This is a genomic window from Pseudomonas sp. RW407, assembly GCF_003176655.1.
GTDB lineage: Bacteria > Pseudomonadota > Gammaproteobacteria > Pseudomonadales > Pseudomonadaceae > Pseudomonas > Pseudomonas delhiensis.
The window spans coordinates 670,634-688,970 of sequence record NZ_QGSL01000091.1 but is presented as its reverse complement, the minus strand read 5'-3'; the positions used below and the strand labels follow the sequence as shown (position 1 = coordinate 688,970).

Sequence of the window (18,337 nt, the reverse complement as noted above, 5' to 3'; positions counted from 1 at the left end):
TGGCATCGAATGTTCTGCGTTTACGGCTCATGAATGACTCCTCTATTCAGTGGATTTTCCACCTATCGAGGTGTCCGAGGAAATTGAACCACCACAGGGCTCAAGGGGGGATATCCATGATGTTTCTGGTGTTGGCGGACAGTCTTGCCCTCTCCCTAACCCTCTCCCTGAAGGGAGAGGGGACTGTCCTCTGCGCACTGAAATCCCCGAGCACTCCTGTGGCTTCTGGCTGAAACCAGGCTATCCGCGCACGCCGAACGGCTCCCTCTCCCTTCAGGGAGAGGGCTGGGGAGAGGGGCGGAGTCAGCCCGATGCTCCGGCACCACCGGGAAACTCCGTTCGCGAGCAAGCTCGCTCCTATAGGTGCAGGAGACATGCTTCGTCGTAGGATGGGTTGAGCGAAGCGATACCCATCACCACGGCCACATGGGTTTCGTAAACTCAACCCATCCTACGAAAAGCGCCTATGGCGCAGCGGACATAAAAAAGCCCCGCGGTCAGCAGCGTGCTCCGCGGGGCCAAGTGGCCGGAGAGTGGCCAGGGAGGAACCTTCAGGCCTGGGGCTGTGGCTGCCAGCCGCCCCCCAGTGCCTTGTAGATGGCGACTATGCCGCGGTACACGTCGACCTCGGCCAGCGCCTGGGCGTCTTCGGCGGCCAGTTGCTCGCGCTCGGCGTCCAGCAGGTTGAGGAAGTCCAGGGTGCCTTCGCGGTACTGCACGCCGGCCAGTTCGGCGGCCTTGCGGCTGGCCTCGGACTGGCGCACCAGCACCAGCATGCGCTGCTGGCGCTTGCCGTAGTCGCTGAAGGCGTTGGAGGATTCTTCCAGGGCCAGCAGCACCTGCTGCTCGTAGGTGGCGAGCGCGGCGTCGGCGTCGGCCTTGGAGGCGCGCAGGCGGGCGCGCACGCTGCCCAGGTCGAAGGCCGCCCAGCTGATGGTCGGTGCCACGCCCCAGGCGCGGGCGGCGCCCGAGCCGATCTGCGAGCCGCGCCCGGCGGTGTAGCCGAGGAAGCCGCCGAGGCTGATCTTCGGGAACAGGTCGGCGGTGGCCACGCCGACATCGGCGGTGGCCGAGGCCAGGCGCCGTTCGGCGGCGGCGACGTCGGCGCGGCGGCGCAGCAGGTCGCCCGGGTCGCCGATCGGCAGGGCCTTGGCGATGGCCGGCAGCTGCTTGGGCGCCAGGTCCACGCTCAGCTGGTCCGGGCGCTGGCCGAGGAGGGTGGCGATGCGGTTGCGCTGGCGCACTTCCTCGGCCTGCAGTTGCGGCAGGGTGGCTTCGGTGGCGGCCAGGCGCGCTTCGGCGCGCTGCACGTCCAGTTCGTTGCCCACGCCGTTGTCGCGCAGCTGGATGGTCAGGTCACGGGATTCGCGCTGGTTCTTCAGGTTGTCGCGGGCGATGCCTTCGCGCAGCTGCGCGCCGCGCAACTGCCCGTAGGCGTCGGCCAGTTCGGCGATCAGGCTGACCTGCAGCTGCTGCAGGTCGGCCTGGGCGGCCTGGCTCTGGGCGTCGGCCGATTCCAGTTCGCGGCGCACGCGGCCGAACAGGTCGACTTCCCAGATCATGTCCAGGCCCAGGTCGTAGCGCTCCTGGTTGACGCGGTCCTCGGTCTGCCCCGGCACCTGGCCCTTGCCGACCTCGGAAGACACCCGGCTGGTCACGGTGGGGAAGCGGTCGTTGGAGACGTCGTCGCGGATCGCCCGCGAGGCCAGCACGCGGTCGTAGGCCACGCGCAGCTCACGGTTTTCCTTCAGGGCCTGGTCGACCAGCTGGGTCAGCACCGGGTCGTCGAACTGTTTCCACCAGGCGTCTTCGTAGCGGCTGCGGTCGAAGGACGTGGCGCTGGTGTCGAGCTTGGCCGGCGCGGTGTCCGGCTGTTTGTAGTCAGGGCCGACCATGCAGGCGCTGAGGCTCAGGGCCAGCAGCGCCGGGGCGAAGAGTTGCAGTTTCATGCGTGGTGAGCCTCGTGGGTCAGGCGCGCTTGTTTCTTCGCTTCACGGGCTTCCATGAAGCGGCGGATGAGGACGTAGAACACCGGCGTCAGCAGCAGGCCGAAGAAGGTCACCCCGAGCATCCCGGAGAACACCGCGACGCCCATGGCGTGGCGCATTTCGGCGCCGGCGCCGGTGGACAGCACCAGCGGCACCACGCCCATGATGAAGGCGATGGAGGTCATCAGGATCGGCCGCAGCCGCAGGCGGCAGGCTTCCAGCACCGCGCTGACGCGGTCCATGCCTTCTTCCTGCTTGTCCTTGGCGAACTCGACGATGAGGATGGCGTTCTTGCACGCCAGGCCCACCAGTACGATCAGGCCGATCTGGGTGAAGATGTTGTTGTCGCCGCCGGCGACTATCACCCCGCCGATGGCCGACAGCAGGGTCATCGGCACGATCAGGATCACCGCCAGCGGCAGGCCCCAGCTTTCGTACAGCGCGGCCAGCACCAGGAAGGCCAGGAGCACGCAGAGCGGGAACACGAAGGCCGCGGTGTTGCCGGCGAGGATCTGCTGGTAGGTCAGGTCGGTCCACTCGTAGGTCATGCCGTTGGGCAGTTCCTGCTTGAGCAGTTTCTCCATCGCCGCCTCGGCCTGGCCGGAGCTGTAGCCGGGGGCCGCGGCGCCGTTGATCTCGGCGGTGATGAAGCCGTTGTAGTGCATCACCCGGTCGGGGCCGGAGGTGTCGCTGATCTTGATGAAGGTGGCCAGCGGGACCATTTCGCCCTGGTTGTTGCGCACCTTCAGCTGGCCGATCTGTTCCGGGTCCAGGCGGAAGTTCTGGTCGGCCTGGACGTTGACCTGGTAGGTGCGGCCGAAGCGGTTGAAGTCGTTGGCGTACAGCGAGCCCAGGTACACCTGCAGGGTGTCGAAGATGTCGCTGATGGCCACGCCGTGGGTCTTGGCCTTCTCGCGGTCGATGGCGGCGTCCACCTGCGGCACGTTCACCTGGTAGCTGGTGAACACCGACATGGGGTTCAGCTCGGGCAGCGCGCGGGCCTTGGCCAGGACGTTCTGGGTCTGGTTGTAGAGTTCCTCGTAGCCCAGGCTGCCACGGTCCTCGACCTGCACCCGGAAGCCGCCGATGGTCCCCAGGCCCTGTACCGGCGGCGGCGGGAAGATGGCGATGTAGGCGTCCTGGATGCCGGCGAATTCCTGGTTCAGCTCGGCGGCAATCTCGCCGGCGGACATGCCCGGGCCCTTGCGCTGGTCGAAGTCCTTCAGCGGGGTGAAGACGATGCCGCTGTTGGGGCTGTTGGTGAAGCCGTTGATCGACAGGCCGGGGAAGGACACGGTGTGCTCGATGCCCGGGTGCTTGCCGGCGATTTCCGACATGCGCTTGATCACCGCCTCGGTGCGGTCCAGGGTGGCCGCGTCGGGCAGCTGGGCGAAGGCCACCAGGTACTGCTTGTCCTGCTGCGGCACGAAGCCGGTGGGGGTGCTGGAGAAGCCCAGGTAGGTCAGGCCGATCAGCCCGGCGTAGAGGAGCAGCGCGATGGAGCTGCTGCGCAGCACGCGGGTCACGGTGCCGACGTAGCCATGGCTGGCGCGGTCGAAGAAGCGGTTGAACGGGCGGAACAGCCAGCTGCCCAGCAGCGTGTCGAGGATCCGCGAGAAGCGGTCCTTGGGCTCGTCGTGGCCCTTGAGCAGCACCGCGGCCAGCGCCGGCGACAGGGTCAGCGAGTTGAACGCGGAGATCACCGTGGAAATCGCGATGGTCAGCGCGAACTGCCGGTAGAACTGCCCGGTGAGGCCGGAGATGAACGCGGTCGGCACGAACACCGCGCATAGCACCAGGGCGGTGGCGATGATCGGCCCGGTCACTTCCTTCATGGCGCGCTTGGTCGCCTCGATGGGCGTGAGCCCCAGGCCGATGTTGCGTTCGACGTTCTCCACCACCACGATGGCGTCGTCCACCACGATGCCGATGGCCAGCACCAGGCCGAACAGCGACAGCGCGTTGAGCGAGAAGCCGAAGAAGTGCATCACCGCGAAGGTGCCGATCAGCGACACCGGCACGGCGGCCAGCGGGATGATCGAGGCGCGCCAGGTCTGCAGGAACAGCACCACCACCAGCACCACCAGGATCAGCGCTTCGAACAGGGTGTGCACCACCGCCTCGATGGAGCCGCGGACGAAGATGGTCGGGTCATAGACGATGGAGTAGTCCACGCCCTGGGGGAATTCCTTCTTCAGCTCGGCCATCTTCGCCCGCACCTCGTTGGAGATGGCGATGGCGTTGGAGCCGGGGCGCTGGAAGATCGGGATGGCTACCGCCGGCTGGTTGTCCAGCAGCGAGCGCAGGGCGTACTGGCTGGAGCCCAGCTCGATGCGGGCGATGTCCTTCAGGCGGGTGATCTCGCCGTCCGGGCCGCTGCGGATGATGATGTTCTCGAACTCTTCCTCGCTGACCAGGCGGCCCTGGGTGTTGATCGACAGCTGGAAGCTGGTGGCGTTGGGAGCGGGCGGCGCGCCCAGGGCGCCGGCGGCGACCTGGCGGTTCTGCTCGCGGATGGCCGCGACCACGTCGCTGGCGGTGAGGTTGCGCGAGGCCACCTTGTTCGGGTCCAGCCACACGCGCAGCGAGTAGTCGCCCATGCCGAACAGCTGCACGTCGCCCACGCCGTCCAGGCGCGCCAGCTCGTCCTTGATGTTGAGGATGGCGTAGTTGGACAGGTAGAGCATGTCGTAGCGCTGGTCCGGCGAGGTCAGGTGCACGACCATGGTCAGGTCGGGCGAGGCCTTGTCGACGGTGATGCCGATGTGGGTGACCTCTTCGGGCAGCTTCGGCTCGGTCCGCGTCACGCGGTTCTGCACCTGCACCTGGGCGTTGTCCAGGTCGGTGCCCAGGGCGAAGGTGATGGTCAGGGTCATCTTGCCGTCGGCGGTGGACTGCGAGGACATGTAGAGCATGTTCTCGACGCCGGTGATGGCCTGCTCCAGGGGCGCGGCGACGGTCTCGCCGATCACCTTGGGGTTGGCGCCGGGGAAGTTGGCGCGCACCACCACGGTGGGCGGCACCACTTCGGGGTATTCGCTGATCGGTAGCTGGAACAGCGAGATGGCCCCGCCGATCAGGATGATCAGCGAGAGCACGGCGGCGAAGATCGGCCGCTGCACGAAGAATTGCGAGAAGTTCATGGTTCGTTCCTGGAGCGCGACGCGCTAAACCCTGGACAAAGGTCACCCGCGGCCCTGGGTGGGGCCAGGGCCGGGTACTGCGTTCTCTTTCTTGGCCCCGCTCAGGGGCGGGTTGCGGTCAGCCGCGGTTGGGCTTTCCCGGCGACTGCTCGGCCACCTTCGGCGGCTCGCTGTCTTCCACCGCCTGGCGCGAGCGGGCGAGGGCGGCGAGGGTGGCCGGGCTGGCCATGGGCACGCCCTCGGCATCCACCTCGGCGCCGGGGCGCACGCGCTGCAGGCCGTTGACCACGATGCGATCGCCCTTGGCCAGGCCGCTGCGGACGATGCGCAGGCCTTCCAGCTTCGGCCCCAGCTCGATGCTGCGGTAGGCCACCTTCTTGTCGGCGCCCAGCACCAGCACGAACTTCTTGCCCAGGTCGGTGCCGACCGCCTCGTCCTTGATCAGCGCCGCCGGGTAGGTGCCGGAGCCGACCAGCTTGATGCGGGCATAGAGGCCGGGGGTGTAGAAGCCGTCCTTGTTGTCGAACACCGCGCGGCCGCGGATGGTGCCGGTCTTCGGGTTGACCTGGTTGTCGAGGAAGTCCAGGCGGCCCAGGTGCGGGAAGCCGTCCTCGCCGGTCAGGCCCAGGTACACCGGGGTGCTGCCGCGGGCGTCCGGGCCGCCGGCGCGGGCCATGGCCACGTACTTCAGGTACACGCGCTCGTCGGCGTCGAAGTAGGCGTAGACCTTGTCGGTGGAAACCACGCTGGTGAGCAGGGTCTGGCCGGAGTTGACCAGGTTGCCGGCGGTGATTTCGGCGCGCGACACGCGGCCGTCGATGGGCGCGGTGATCTGGGTGAACGACAGGTTGAGCTTGGCGTTGTCCAGCTCGGCCTGGGTCGCGGCGACCTGGGCGCGGGCTTCGGTGGCGGCGGCGCTGCGGGCGTCGGCCAGCTCGGCGGAGATGGCGTTGGTGGCGCGCAGGCGGTCGCCGCGGGCGGCTTCGTTGACGGTGCGGGTCTGGTTGGCGCGGGCCTGTTGCAGCTGGGCTTCCAGGCGGTGCACCTCGGCCAGGAACGGCCGCGGGTCGATCTGGAACAGCAGGTCGCCTTTCTTCACCAGGGCGCCTTCGCGGAAGGTCACCTTGTCGATGTAGCCGGAGACGCGCGGGCGCAGCTCGACGGATTCCGGCGCCTCCAGGCGGCCGGTGAACTCGTCCCACTCGTTGACCGGTTGTTCGATGACTTCGGCGACGCTGACCTTGGGCGCGGGCATGTTCTGCGCGGCGTCCTGGGTCTTGCCGCAGGCGCTGAGCACCAGGATGGCGGCCAGTGCCAGGGGAATACGCAAGGGGTGGGGTGAACGCTCCATGGGGAAGACTCCGGCATTTTTGATCTAATGCAGCGGAGTCTGCGTTCGAAGCCTCTAAGTCGCTAATCGAACGGGAGCATTCTTATTATCACGGCCAGTGATAAACCCTGTTGCATTATCCGTATCAATCGATGGGGGATTTTCTGCTACCGGCTGCGCCGAAACCCTGTAGGAGCGAGCTTGCTCGCGAACGCTCTTCCCCTGGTAGGCAAGGTGCCAAGCGGGTTCGCGAGCAAGCTCGCTCCTACGAAGAACGGGTCGGGTTTCAGGCCGTAGGGGAGCCGCCGTAGGATGGGTTGAGCGAAGCGATACCCATCGCCACGACCGCATGGGTATCGCTCAACCCATCCTACGAAGAGCAATAGTGGCGCGGGGTCAGGCCTTGGCCAGGCGGGCGCGGGCCACGCGCGAACCGTTTTCCTTGCCGAGCACCTGGCAGATGCGCTGGCCGGCGGCGATCAGGGCGTCGAGGTCGATGCCGGTGTGGATGCCCAGGCCGTTAAGCAGGTAGAGCACGTCCTCGGTGGCGACATTGCCGGTGGCGCCCTTGGCGTAGGGGCAGCCGCCCAGGCCTGCGACCGAGCTGTCGAACACCGCGATGCCTTCCAGCAGGCTTGCGTAGATGTTCGCCAGGGCCTGGCCGTAGGTGTCGTGGAAGTGCCCGGCCAGGCGCTCGCGGGGCACGCGGGCGCCGACTACTTCGAACATGGCGCGGGTGGCGCCGGCGGTGCCGACGCCGATGGTGTCGCCCAGGGAGACCTCATAGCAGCCCATGGCATCCAGCTCGGCGGCCACGGCGGCCACCTGCTGCACATCCACCTCGCCCTGGTACGGGCAGCCGAGTACGCAGGACACATAGCCGCGCACGCGGATGCCGTGCTCGCGGGCGGCGTCCATCACCGGCACGAAGCGCTCCAGGCTCTCCTTGATCGAGCAGTTGATGTTCTTCTGCGAGAAGGCCTCGGAAGCGGCGGCGAACACCGCGACTTCCTTCACCCCGGCCTCCAGCGCGGCCTCGAAGCCCTTGAGGTTGGGCGCCAGGGCGGCGTAGGTCACTCCGGGCTTCTGCTGGATGCCGGCGAACACCTCGGCGGAGCCGGCCATCTGCGGCACCCATTTGGGCGAGACGAAGCTGCCGACCTCGACGTAGGCCAGGCCGGCGGTGCTCAGGTCGTCCACCAGGCGCACCTTGTCGGCGACGCTGATCGGCTGTTTCTCGTTCTGCAGGCCGTCGCGCGGGCCGACTTCGACCAGGCGGACGTGTTGGGGCAGGGGCATGGGGTTGTCCTCTTGAGGTTCAGGCGAAGGGCAGTTGCTCTTGTAGGAGCGAGCTTGCTCGCGAACCCGCTTCGCACCGGACGTTCATGGTGCAATGCGTTCGCGAGCAAGCTCGCTCCTACGAAGAGCCGGGCGGGGGCTTTATGCCGGGGTTTCTTCCAACTCCACCAGCGCCGTACCCTCGGCCACCAGTTCGCCTTCGCTGCAATACAGCGATTTCACCACGCCGGCGTGCGGCGCGCGAATGCTGTGTTCCATCTTCATCGCTTCCAGCACCACCAGGGCGGCGCCGGCTTCCACCGTTTGCCCGGGTTCGACCAGGATGCGCACGATGCTGCCGTTCATCGGCGCGCCCAGGCCGCCGTGGTGGGCGTGGGCCGCCTCGGCCTCGGCGATGGCGTCGTAGCGGCGCACCGGCACCAGTTTGCCCTGCCATTCCAGGTACAGGCTGTCGCCCTGGCGCAGGGCCAGGTGGCGGCGGCGCACGCCTTCGATGTCCACTTCCAGCCATTCGCCCTTCAGCGTTGCGCCGCGCACGCCATTGGCGTGGCGCAGGCGCACCACCTGGGCTTCGCCCTTGGCCAGCAGGTGCAGGTCGGTTTCCCCCGGCAGGCCGCTGCGCCAGCCGTCGCGGGCGCTCCACGGCGAGTGGGCGTCGTCGCCGCGCACGCGCTCGGCTTCGCTCTGCGCCCAGGCCTCGGCGGCCAGTTGCCAGAACGGCGGCGGTAGCTCGCTCGCGGCCGGCAGCAGTTGCTCCTGGTGGCGGCCGATGAAGCCGGTGTCCAGCTCGGCGGCGGCGAAGGCCGGGTGGGCCAGCACGCGGCGGAGGAACGCCAGGTTGGTCTTGAAGCCGCCCACGGCGGTTTCGGCGAGCATCGCCAGCAGGCGCTGGCGGGCTTCCTCGCGGTTCTCGCCCCAGGCGATCAGCTTGGCCAGCATGGGGTCGTAGAACGGCGAGATGTCGTCGCCCTCGCGGATGCCGCTGTCCACCCGGCGGCCGGGGCCGGCCGGCGGTTCGCGGTACAGCGCCAGGTGGCCGCTGGCGGGCAGGAAGCCACCCTCCGGGTCCTCGGCGTAGAGCCGCACTTCGATGGCGTGGCCGTTCAGCGGCACTTGCTCCTGGGTGATCGGCAGCGTTTCGCCACGGGCCACGCGGATCTGCCAGGCCACCAGGTCGAGGCCGGTGATGGCTTCGGTGACCGGGTGCTCCACCTGCAGGCGGGTGTTCATTTCCATGAAGAAGAACTGGCCGCTGCCTTCGTCGTAGAGGAACTCCACGGTGCCGGCGCCGACGTAGCCGATGGCCTGGGCGGCGCGCACGGCGGCTTCGCCCATGCCGCGGCGCAGCTCGGCGGAAAGGCCGGGGGCGGGGGCTTCCTCGACCACCTTCTGGTGGCGGCGCTGGATCGAGCAGTCGCGCTCGTTGAGGTACAGGCAGTTGCCGTGCTTATCGGCGAACACCTGGATTTCCACGTGGCGCGGCTTGGTCAGGTACTTCTCCACCAGCATGCGAGCGTCGCCGAAGCCGGACTGGGCTTCGCGCTGGGCGGATTCCAGGGCCTCGGCCAGCTCGCTTTCGCGCTCCACCACCTTCATGCCCTTGCCGCCACCGCCGGCGGCGGCCTTGAGCAGCACCGGGTAGCCGATGCGCGCGGCCTCGCGCTGGAAGGTGGCGTAGTCCTGGGCTTCGCCGTGGTAGCCGGGCACCAGCGGCACGCCGGCGTCTTCCATCAGCGCCTTGGCCGCGGACTTGCTGCCCATGGCGTCGATGGCGCTGGCCGGCGGGCCGAGGAACACCAGCCCGGCCTCTTCGCAGGCACGGGCGAAGCCGGCGTTCTCCGAGAGGAAGCCGTAGCCGGGGTGGATGGCCTGGGCCCCGGCGGCCTTGGCCGCGGCCAGCACGGCGTCGGCGCGCAGGTAGGATTCGGCCGGCTTGGCGCCGCCCAGGTCGATGGCGATGTCCGCCTCCTCGACGTGGCGGGCATGGCGGTCTGTGGCGCTGTGCACGGCCACGGTGGTCAGGCCCAGGGCCTTGGCGGTGCGCATCACCCGGCAGGCGATCTCGCCGCGGTTGGCAATCAGTAGCGTTGTAATCATTGTTCTGCTCCGTTGGAGGGCGGTAAGCCGCTTGGGGCTTGCGGCCTAAAGCTTCTAGCTGCTCTTCTGCCAGGCCGGCTTGCGCTTCTCGAGGAAGGCGTGCAGGCCTTCCTGGCCCTCGGGGCTGATGCGGATGCGGGCGATGGCGGCCTCGGTGTAGCGGCGCAGGGTGGGGCTCAGCTCGCCGCTGCCGATTTCCTGGAACAGCGCCTTGCAGGCCACCAGCGCGGCCGGGCTGTTGTTCAGCAGGTTGGCGATCCAGGCCTCGACCTTCTCGTCCAGCTCCTCGGCGCCATAGCACTCGTCCAGCAGGCCCAGCTCGCGGGCGCGCTTGCCGTCGAAGCGCTCGGCGGTGAGCGCGTAGCGGGTGGCCGCGCGCTGGCCGATGGCCTTGGTCACGAAGGGCCCGATGGTCGCCGGGATCAGCCCGATACGCACCTCGGACAGGCAGAACTGCGCCTGCTCGCTGCCCAGGGCCATGTCGCAGCAGGCCACCAGGCCCACGCCGCCGCCGAAGGCCGCGCCCTGGACCACGGCCAGGGTCGGCTTCTTCAGCAGGTGCAGGTTGTTCAGCAGCTCGGCCAGTTGCTGGGCGTCGGCCAGGTTGCCCTGGTAGTCGAGCTTCACCGCCTCCTGCATCCAGGCCAGATCGGCGCCGCCGCAGAAGTGCTTGCCGCGCCCGCGCAGCACCAGCAGGCGTACGCGCGCGTCGTCGGCCACCTGGTCCAGCGCCTGGATCAGCTCGGCGATGGTCTGGGCGTTGAAGGCGTTGTTCTTGTCCGGACGGTTCAGCCAGAGGCTGGCCACGCCACGGTCGTCGATGTCGAGCTGGATGTTTTCAAAAGTAGTCATAAGGGCCTCTTGGGCTGCAGGCCGCAGGCTACAGGCTGCAGGCAAGAGCGCTCTCGCCTGCGGCCTGCAGCCTGTAGCCTGCCGCCGCTTACATCCTGAATACGCCGAATCTGGTCGGCTCGATGGGCGCGTTGAGCGAGGCGGAGAGAGCCAGGGCGAGGACCTCGCGGGTCTGCGCCGGGTCGATCACGCCGTCGTCCCACAGCCGCGCGCTGGAGTAGTAGGGGTGGCCCTGGCGCTCGTACTGCTCGAGGATAGGCGCCTTGATCTTTGCCTCGTCCTCGGCACTCAGCGCGTTGCCGGCGCGTTCGGCCTGTTCGCGCTTGACCTGGGCCAGCACGCCGGCGGCCTGCTCGCCGCCCATCACGCCGATCCGCGCGTTGGGCCACATCCACAGGAAGCGCGGGTCGTAGGCGCGGCCGCACATGCCGTAGTTGCCGGCGCCGAAGCTGCCGCCGATGATCACGGTGAACTTCGGCACCTGGGCGCAGGCTACTGCCGTCACCAGCTTGGCGCCGTGCTTGGCGATGCCGCCGGCCTCGTACTTCTGGCCGACCATGAAGCCGGTGATGTTCTGCAGGAACAGCAGCGGGATGCCGCGCTGGCAGGCCAGTTCGATGAAGTGCGCGCCTTTCTGCGCGGCCTCGGCGAAGAGGATGCCGTTGTTGGCGAGGATGGCGATGGGGTAACCGTGCAGGTGGGCGAAGCCGCACACCAGGGTGGTGCCGAACAGCGCCTTGAACTCGTCGAACTCGCTGCCGTCGACCAGACGGGCGATGATCTCGCGCACGTCGAACGGCTGCTTGCTGTCCACCGGGATCACCCCGTACAGCTCCTCGGCGGGGTACAGCGGCGCGCGCGGGGGCAGGGTGTTGAGCTTGCCCCGCTTGCTCCAGTTGAGGTTGGCGACGCAGCGGCGGGCGATGGCCAGGGCATGCTCGTCGTCCTCGGCGTAGTGGTCGGCCACGCCGGAAGTCTTGCAGTGCACGTCGGCGCCGCCGAGGTCCTCGGCGCTGACCACCTCGCCGGTGGCGGCCTTCACCAGCGGCGGGCCGGCGAGGAAGATGGTGGCCTGCTCGCGGACCATGATGGTCTCGTCGCTCATGGCCGGCACGTAGGCGCCGCCGGCGGTGCACGAGCCCATGACCACGGCGATCTGCGGGATGCCCTGGGCGCTCATGTTGGCCTGGTTGAAGAAGATCCGCCCGAAGTGCTCGCGGTCCGGGAACACCTCGTCCTGGCGCGGCAGGTTGGCGCCGCCGGAGTCCACCAGGTAGATGCACGGCAGGCGGTTCTGCTGGGCGATGGCCTGGGCGCGCAGGTGCTTCTTCACGGTCAGCGGGTAGTAGCTGCCGCCTTTAACCGTGGCGTCGTTGCCGACGATCATGCATTCCACGCCTTCCACGCGGCCGATGCCGGCGACCACGCCGGCGGCGGCCACGTCCTCGCCGTAAACCTCGTGGGCGGCGAGGGCGGAAACCTCGAGGAACGGCGAGCCGGCATCGAGCAGGCGGTTGATGCGCTCGCGCACCAGCAGCTTGCCGCGTGCGCTGTGCTTGGCCTGCGCGGCGGCGCCGCCGCCTTCGTGGACGCGGCCGAGCAGGGCGCGCAGGTCCTGGACGCTCTCCAGCATGGTCGCGGCGTTGGCGGCGTATTCGGGGGAGCGCGTATTGATCTGGGTGCTAAGGATGGTCATCACGGACTCCGTCCGGGCTACAGGCTTCAGGCTGCAAGCGGCAGGCCGGCCTGAAGCCTGTAGCCTGCCGCCTGTAGCCGTTGTTATTTCGTTTCGTTGAACAGCTCACGGCCGATCAGCATGCGGCGGATCTCGCTGGTGCCGGCACCGATCTCGTAGAGCTTGGCGTCACGCAGCAGGCGGCCGGTGGGGAACTCGTTGATGTAGCCGTTGCCGCCGAGGATCTGGATGGCGTCCAGGGCCATTTGCGTCGCGCGCTCGGCGGTGTAGAGGATCACCCCGGCGGCGTCCTTGCGGGTGGTCTCGCCGCGGTCGCAGGCCTGGGCCACCGCGTACAGGTAGGCGCGGCTGGCGTTGAGCTGGGTGTACATGTCGGCGACCTTGCCCTGGATCAGCTGGAACTCGCCGATGCTCTGGCCGAACTGCTTGCGGTCGTGGATGTAGGGCACGACCACGTCCATGCACGCCTGCATGATGCCGATCGGGCCGCCGGCGAGCACCACGCGCTCGTAGTCCAGGCCGCTCATCAGCACCTTCACGCCGCCGTTGACCGCGCCCAGCACGTTCTCTTCCGGCACTTCCACGTCGTCGAAGAACAGCTCGCAGGTGTTGGAGCCGCGCATGCCCAGCTTGTCGAACTTGTTGCCGCGGCTGAAGCCCTTCCAGTCACGCTCGACGATGAACGCGGTGATGCCGTGGGCGCCCTTTTCCGGCTCGGTCTTGGCGTAGATCACGTAGGTGTTGGCGTCCGGGCCGTTGGTGATCCAGGTCTTGCTGCCGTTGAGCACGAAACGGTCGCCGCGCTTCTCGGCGCGCAGCTTCATGGAGACCACGTCGGAACCGGCGTTGGGCTCGCTCATGGCCAGCGCGCCTATGTGCTCGCCGCTGATCAGCTTGGGCAGGTACTTGGCCTTCTGCTCGGCGTTGCCGTTGCGCTTGATCTGGTTGACGCACAGGTTGGAATGCGCGCCGTAGGACAGGCCGACGGAAGCCGAACCACGGCTGATCTCCTCGATGGCGATGACGTGGGCCAGGTAGCCCATGTTGGCACCGCCGTACTCCTCGGCGACGGTGATGCCGAGCAGGCCCATGTCGCCGAACTTCTTCCACATGTCCACGGGGAACAGGTTGTCGGCGTCGATCTGCGCGGCGCGCGGGGCCAGTTCGCTGGCGACGAAGCCCTGCACCTGCTCGCGGAGCATGTCGATGGTTTCGCCGAGGCCGAAGTTGAGGGACGGGTAGCTCATGGTTGCACCTTTGTTGTACTTGGAATGCGGGGTAGGGCGCGTCAGGCGTTGGCGCGCTGTTTCTTCTCGGTCTCGGCCAGGGCCGCCAGGCAGCGTTCCTCGGCCGTGTCCAGTTCCAGCTTCATCTGCTCGATGTCGAGCAACTGCTGCTCCAGCTGCGCGCGGCGGGCGGCGATCTTCTGCATGAAGGTCTCCAGCTGCTTGCGGTTGCCGCCGCTGGGGTCGTAGAGGTCGATCAGTTCCTTGCACTCGGCCAGCGAGAAGCCGATGCGCTTGCCGCGCAGGATCAGCTTCAGCGCCACCAGGTCCTTGGGGCTGTAGATGCGCTCCTGGCCGCGGCGCTCCGGGCTGAGCATGCCCTGCTCCTCGTAGAAGCGGATGGCGCGGGTGGTCACGTCCAGTTCGCGGGCCAGGTCGGAAATGCTATAGGTGGTCGGCATCGGGCTTGCTCGTTCGTTTACCTTTACGTTAACGTAAACCTGCGCCGAGGGGCTGTCAATCACTTCGCCTCAAGCCGGCTGGCCCGCTAATTGCGTGCGTTGCCGGGCAACCGAGCGTCCTCTTTACTCAAGGGGAGGACGGGTGTAGACAGTCCCTGACCAGCCTGAGCGTCCCGCGCGGCCATGCACTGCGCGGACAAGCGGAGCCGAGATCGACATGACAAGAACAATAGGCAGCGACCTGCTGCGCGAGGCCCACCGGGCCCGTGAACGCCTGCAGCGCGAGGGCGAGCTACCCGCCGGCGTGCTGCGCGAGGAAATCGACGCCTCCTGGCGGCGCAGCCTGGGCCACGGTCTGGACTGCGGCGGCGCCAACGACCAGGAGCTGGACAATCGCGCCGGCATCGAGCTGCTGCTGGAGAACAACCGCCTGCTGCTCGACGCCGCCACCCCCGAGCTGGATTTCCTGCGCCAGCGCCAGGGCCACGACGCCCTGGTGATCCTGGCCAACGCCGACGCCACCATCGTCTCGGTGGCCGGCGCCCACGAGCGCCTGCGCCGCATCGGCCTGGAAGACATCACCCTGGGCGCCTGCTGGAGCGAGGCCGCGCGCGGCACCAACGCCCTGGGCACCGCCCTGGTGGAAGGCCGAGCCACCCAGATCGACTGCGGCGAGCACTACCTGGAGCGCCTCAGCCGCTTCTCCTGCACCTCGGTGCCCATCAGCTGCCCGCAGGGCACGCTGCTCGGGGTGCTCGACCTGACCCGCGAAGGTCCCCTGGCCGGCCCGGTGGAAAGCCTCAGCCTGCTCAACCGCGCCGCGGTGCAGATCGAGGAACGGCTGTTCGCCGCCAGCTTCCCGGGGCAGGTGGTGCTGTCCTTCCACAGCCGCCGCCAGTACCTGGATTCGCCCTGGCAGGGCCTGCTGGCGCTGAGCCTGGAGGGCCGCATCCTGGCCCTCAGCACGCCGGCCTGCCAACTGCTCGGCGCCGCCCGCGAGGTTCTGATAGGGCGCCGCTGCGAGGACCTGCTGGGCGCCCGCGGCGAACAGCTGCTGGCGCGCCTGCAGCCCGGCGCCCTGGGCAGCCTGCAGACGGCCAAGGGCGAGTTCTTCTACAAGGTGCTGCAGGCGCCGCTGCGCAGCACCGCGGTGTCGGTGCCGGCGCGCCAGCCGCAGCGCCCGGCCCCGGCCTCGCCGGACCTGGAGGCCCTGGCCGGCGGCAACCCGCGCTACGCCCGCGCCCTGCGCATGGCCCGCCAGGGCCTGCTGAACGAGTTGCCGGTGCTGCTGCTGGGCGAGACCGGCAGCGGCAAGGAGGTGGTGGCGCGCGCCCTGCACCAGGGCAGTGCGCGGGCCGGCAAGCCGTTCATCGCGGTGAACTGCGCGGCCATCCCCGAAGGCCTGATCGAATCCGAACTGTTCGGCTACCGCGAGGGCGCCTTCACCGGCTCGCGCCGCGGCGGCATGGTCGGCCGGCTGCAGCAGGCCCACGGCGGCACCCTGTTCCTCGACGAGATCGGCGACATGCCCCTGGCCCTGCAGGCGCGGCTGCTGCGCGTGCTGCAGGAGCGCAAGGTGGCGCCGCTGGGCGCGGGCGAGGAGCAGGACATCGACGTGGCGCTGATCTGCGCCACCCACCGCGACCTCAAGCGCCAGGTGGAAGAGAAGCAGTTCCGCGAGGACCTCTACTACCGCGTCAACGGCATCAGCGTGCGCCTGCCGGCATTGCGCGAGCGCGACGACCTCGGCGAGCTGGCCCAGGGCCTGCTGGCCAAGCTGGGCGCGCCCGGGGTGCGCCTGGACGACGAACTCTTCGCGCTGCTGGCCGATTATCACTGGCCGGGCAACATCCGCCAGCTGGAGATGGTCCTGCGCACCGCCCTGGCCATGCGCGGGGAAGGCGAGGCCACGCTGGGCCTGGAGCACCTGCCCGACAGTACCCTGGAAGAGCTCGCCACCGGCGAGCGGCAGCCCTGCGGGCGCATCCGCGAGACCGAGATGGAGCTGATCCGCCAGGCCCTGGACCGCCACCAGGGCAACGTCTCGGCGGCGGCCGACGCGCTGGGTATCAGCCGCGCCACCCTGTACCGCAAGCTCAAGCAACTGAAGGGCGGCTGATGTTCTTCACCCGCCTGATCGACAGCGACGACCCCAAGGCCCTCAAGGACGCGCTGCACTGGCTGTACGGCTTCGTCCGCCCGCAGCGCCTGGCCATCCTCGGCCTGCTCGGCCTGGCCCTGTGCGCCTCGCTGCTGGCGCTGGCGCAACCCTGGCTGACCAAGCTGCTGATCGACGACGGCCTGCTGGCCCGCGACTTCCCCATGCTGGCGCTGCTGGCCGGGGCGATGATCGTGATCGGGCTGGTGGGCACGGTCCTCTCGGGGCTCAACCGCTACCTGCACACGCGCCTGTCCGGGCGCATCCTGTTCGCCCTGCGCGACGCGCTGTACCGCCACCTGCAGAGCCTCTCGCCGACCTTCTTCGCGCGCCGCCGCATCGGCGACCTGATGTCGCGGCTGGACGGCGACGTCGCCGAGATCCAGCGCTTCGCCGTGGACTCGCTGTTCTCCGCGGTGTCCGCGGTGATCGGCCTGGTCGGCTCGCTGGCGCTGCTGCTGACGCTGAGCTGGAAGCTGTCGCTGCTGGTGGCCGTGCTGATCCCGCTGGACGTGCTCTGGCTGCGCTGGATGCGCAAGAAGGTGGAGCGCGAGGCGCGCCAGCTGCGCGAGCGCTCGGCGGACCTGTCGTCGTTCTTCGTCGAGACCCTGCCGGCGATGAAGTTCATCCAGTCCGCCGGCCAGCAGGGCCGCGAGGCGCGGCGCCTGGAGGGCCTCGGGCAGGGCTACCTGGGCCAGCTGCTGCGCCTGCAGGTCACCGAGTTCTTCACCCAGGCGCTGCCGGGGACGCTGATGTCGCTGTCGCGCGCCTGCGCCTTCCTGGTTGGCGGCTACTGGGTGGTGCAGGGCACCTGGCAGCTGGGCTCGCTGATCGCCTTCTCCACTTACCTGGGCATGGCCATCGGCCCGGTGCAGAGCCTGCTCGGCCTGTACGTGGCGCTGCAGCGCATGACCGTCAGCCTGGGCCGGGTGATGGAGCTGCGCGGCGAGGCGCCGGGCGTGGCGTCGCCGGCGCAGCCCAGGCCGATGCCGAGCGTCGGCGAGCTGCGCCTGGAGGGCGTGAGCTTCAACCACGCCGGCCGCAGCCAGCCGCTGCTGGAGGGCGTGGACGCCTGCATCCCGGCCGGACGCAAGGTGGCCCTGAGCGGGCCGTCGGGCGTCGGCAAGTCGACCCTGACCGACCTGCTGCAACGCTTCTACGACCCGGACCAGGGGCGCATCCTGCTCGACGGCGTGGACCTGCGCGAGCTGGACCTGTTCGAGCTGCGCCGGCGCATCGCCGTGGTCAGCCAGGAGCTGGTGCTGTTCCGCGGCAGCCTGGCCGACAACCTGTCGTACAGCGCGCCCCACGTCAGCCGCGAAGAGATCGAAAGGGTGGCGACCCTGGCCCAGCTGGACGGCCTGGTCGCCAGCCTGCCCGAGGGCCTCGACAGCCCCCTGGGCGAGCGCGGCCAGCAGCTTTCCGGCGGGCAGAAGCAGCGCATCGCCATCGCCCGCGCCTTGCTGCAGGACCCGCTGGTGCTGATCCTCGACGAAGCCACCTCGCAGGTGGACGAAAGCACCGAGCGCGAAGTGATAGCCGCCATCGACCGGCTGTTCGCCGGGCGCACCCGCATCCTCGTCAGCCACCGTCCCTCGACCCTGGCCGAGGCCGACCTGCGCCTGGAGCTGCAGGACGGCCGGCTGAGCGTGCGCGAGGTGCCGCTGGTGGCCGTGGGAGGGCAGGGTGGCTGAGGTCCGGGTGGGCGTGGTCGATAGCGGCCATGCCGAGATACAGGCCGGCGCCGTGCTGGCCGGCCAGCGTTTCTGTCTGGCCGATGATGGACTGGACCGACTGCCATTGGCGACGGATGCCCTGGGCCATGGCTCGGCCGTGATCCAGGCGATTCTTTTCCGCGCGCCGCAAGCGCGCTTCAGCGTGGCCCAGGTGTTCGACGGGCGCGGCGTGACCAGCCCGTTGCAGATCGCCGCCGCGCTGCAGTGGCTGGGCGGGCAGGGCGTGCGCGTGGTCAACCTGAGCCTGGGGGTGCGCCAGGACCGGCCTCTGCTGCGTGAGGCGGTGGCCGAGCTGGTGGCGGCCGGGGTGCTGGTCTGCGCATCCAGCCCGGCGCGGGGCGAGCCGGTGTT

At 68.9% G+C, this 18,337-nt stretch carries 12 protein-coding genes; 3 read left to right on the top strand and 9 right to left on the bottom strand.

The window, feature by feature from the left end:
* Window positions 1–551: 551 nt before the first annotated feature.
* From DK254_RS15470 to DK254_RS15430, 9 genes are all read right to left on the bottom strand, one after another.
* Window positions 552–1,949, bottom strand: coding sequence for an efflux transporter outer membrane subunit (locus tag DK254_RS15470; RefSeq protein ID WP_109934459.1), 1,398 nt, complete (start codon window positions 1,947–1,949; stop codon window positions 552–554).
* A complete protein-coding gene (locus tag DK254_RS15465; RefSeq protein ID WP_109934458.1) occupies window positions 1,946–5,131 on the bottom strand; it encodes an efflux RND transporter permease subunit in 3,186 nt (1,061 codons plus the stop codon). Before DK254_RS15465 ends, DK254_RS15470 begins: the two co-directional genes overlap by 4 nt.
* A gap of 118 nt (window positions 5,132–5,249) precedes the next feature.
* Entirely contained in the window at window positions 5,250–6,482 is a 1,233-nt protein-coding gene (mexE, locus tag DK254_RS15460; RefSeq protein ID WP_109934457.1) for a multidrug efflux RND transporter periplasmic adaptor subunit MexE, read from the bottom strand.
* A 375-nt stretch (window positions 6,483–6,857) separates the two neighbouring features.
* Window positions 6,858–7,760: a hydroxymethylglutaryl-CoA lyase gene (locus tag DK254_RS15455; protein WP_109934456.1), complete on the bottom strand. Its 903-nt coding sequence runs from the start codon at window positions 7,758–7,760 to the stop codon at window positions 6,858–6,860.
* Between the two features lie 141 nt (window positions 7,761–7,901).
* A complete protein-coding gene (locus DK254_RS15450) occupies window positions 7,902–9,857 on the bottom strand; it encodes an acetyl/propionyl/methylcrotonyl-CoA carboxylase subunit alpha (protein ID WP_109934455.1) in 1,956 nt (651 codons plus the stop codon).
* Window positions 9,858–9,911: 54 nt separating this feature from the next.
* The gene (locus DK254_RS15445) at window positions 9,912–10,709 is read right to left on the bottom strand and encodes a gamma-carboxygeranoyl-CoA hydratase (RefSeq protein WP_109934454.1); all 798 of its coding nucleotides are present in this window, start codon (window positions 10,707–10,709) and stop codon (window positions 9,912–9,914) included.
* A gap of 88 nt (window positions 10,710–10,797) precedes the next feature.
* Complete coding sequence (locus tag DK254_RS15440) at window positions 10,798–12,405, bottom strand: carboxyl transferase domain-containing protein (RefSeq protein ID WP_109934453.1); 1,608 nt, start codon at window positions 12,403–12,405, stop codon at window positions 10,798–10,800.
* A gap of 83 nt (window positions 12,406–12,488) precedes the next feature.
* Window positions 12,489–13,652: an isovaleryl-CoA dehydrogenase gene (locus tag DK254_RS15435; protein WP_109934452.1), complete on the bottom strand. Its 1,164-nt coding sequence runs from the start codon at window positions 13,650–13,652 to the stop codon at window positions 12,489–12,491.
* 41 nt (window positions 13,653–13,693) lie between these two features.
* Entirely contained in the window at window positions 13,694–14,092 is a 399-nt protein-coding gene (locus DK254_RS15430) for a MerR family DNA-binding transcriptional regulator (protein WP_109934451.1), read from the bottom strand.
* A 211-nt stretch (window positions 14,093–14,303) separates the two neighbouring features.
* Between DK254_RS15430 and DK254_RS15425 the strand changes: the two genes are divergently transcribed.
* From DK254_RS15425 to DK254_RS34545, 3 genes are all read left to right on the top strand, one after another.
* Window positions 14,304–16,211, top strand: coding sequence for a sigma-54-dependent Fis family transcriptional regulator (locus DK254_RS15425; RefSeq protein WP_371921150.1), 1,908 nt, complete (start codon window positions 14,304–14,306; stop codon window positions 16,209–16,211).
* A complete protein-coding gene (locus DK254_RS15420; RefSeq protein WP_089391405.1) occupies window positions 16,211–17,944 on the top strand; it encodes an ABC transporter ATP-binding protein in 1,734 nt (577 codons plus the stop codon). The genes DK254_RS15425 and DK254_RS15420 overlap by 1 nt, the downstream gene beginning before the upstream one ends.
* The coding region (locus DK254_RS34545; protein WP_256595870.1) for a S8 family serine peptidase at window positions 17,937–18,337 on the top strand (401 nt) is incomplete at its 3' end. The genes DK254_RS15420 and DK254_RS34545, both read left to right, overlap by 8 nt.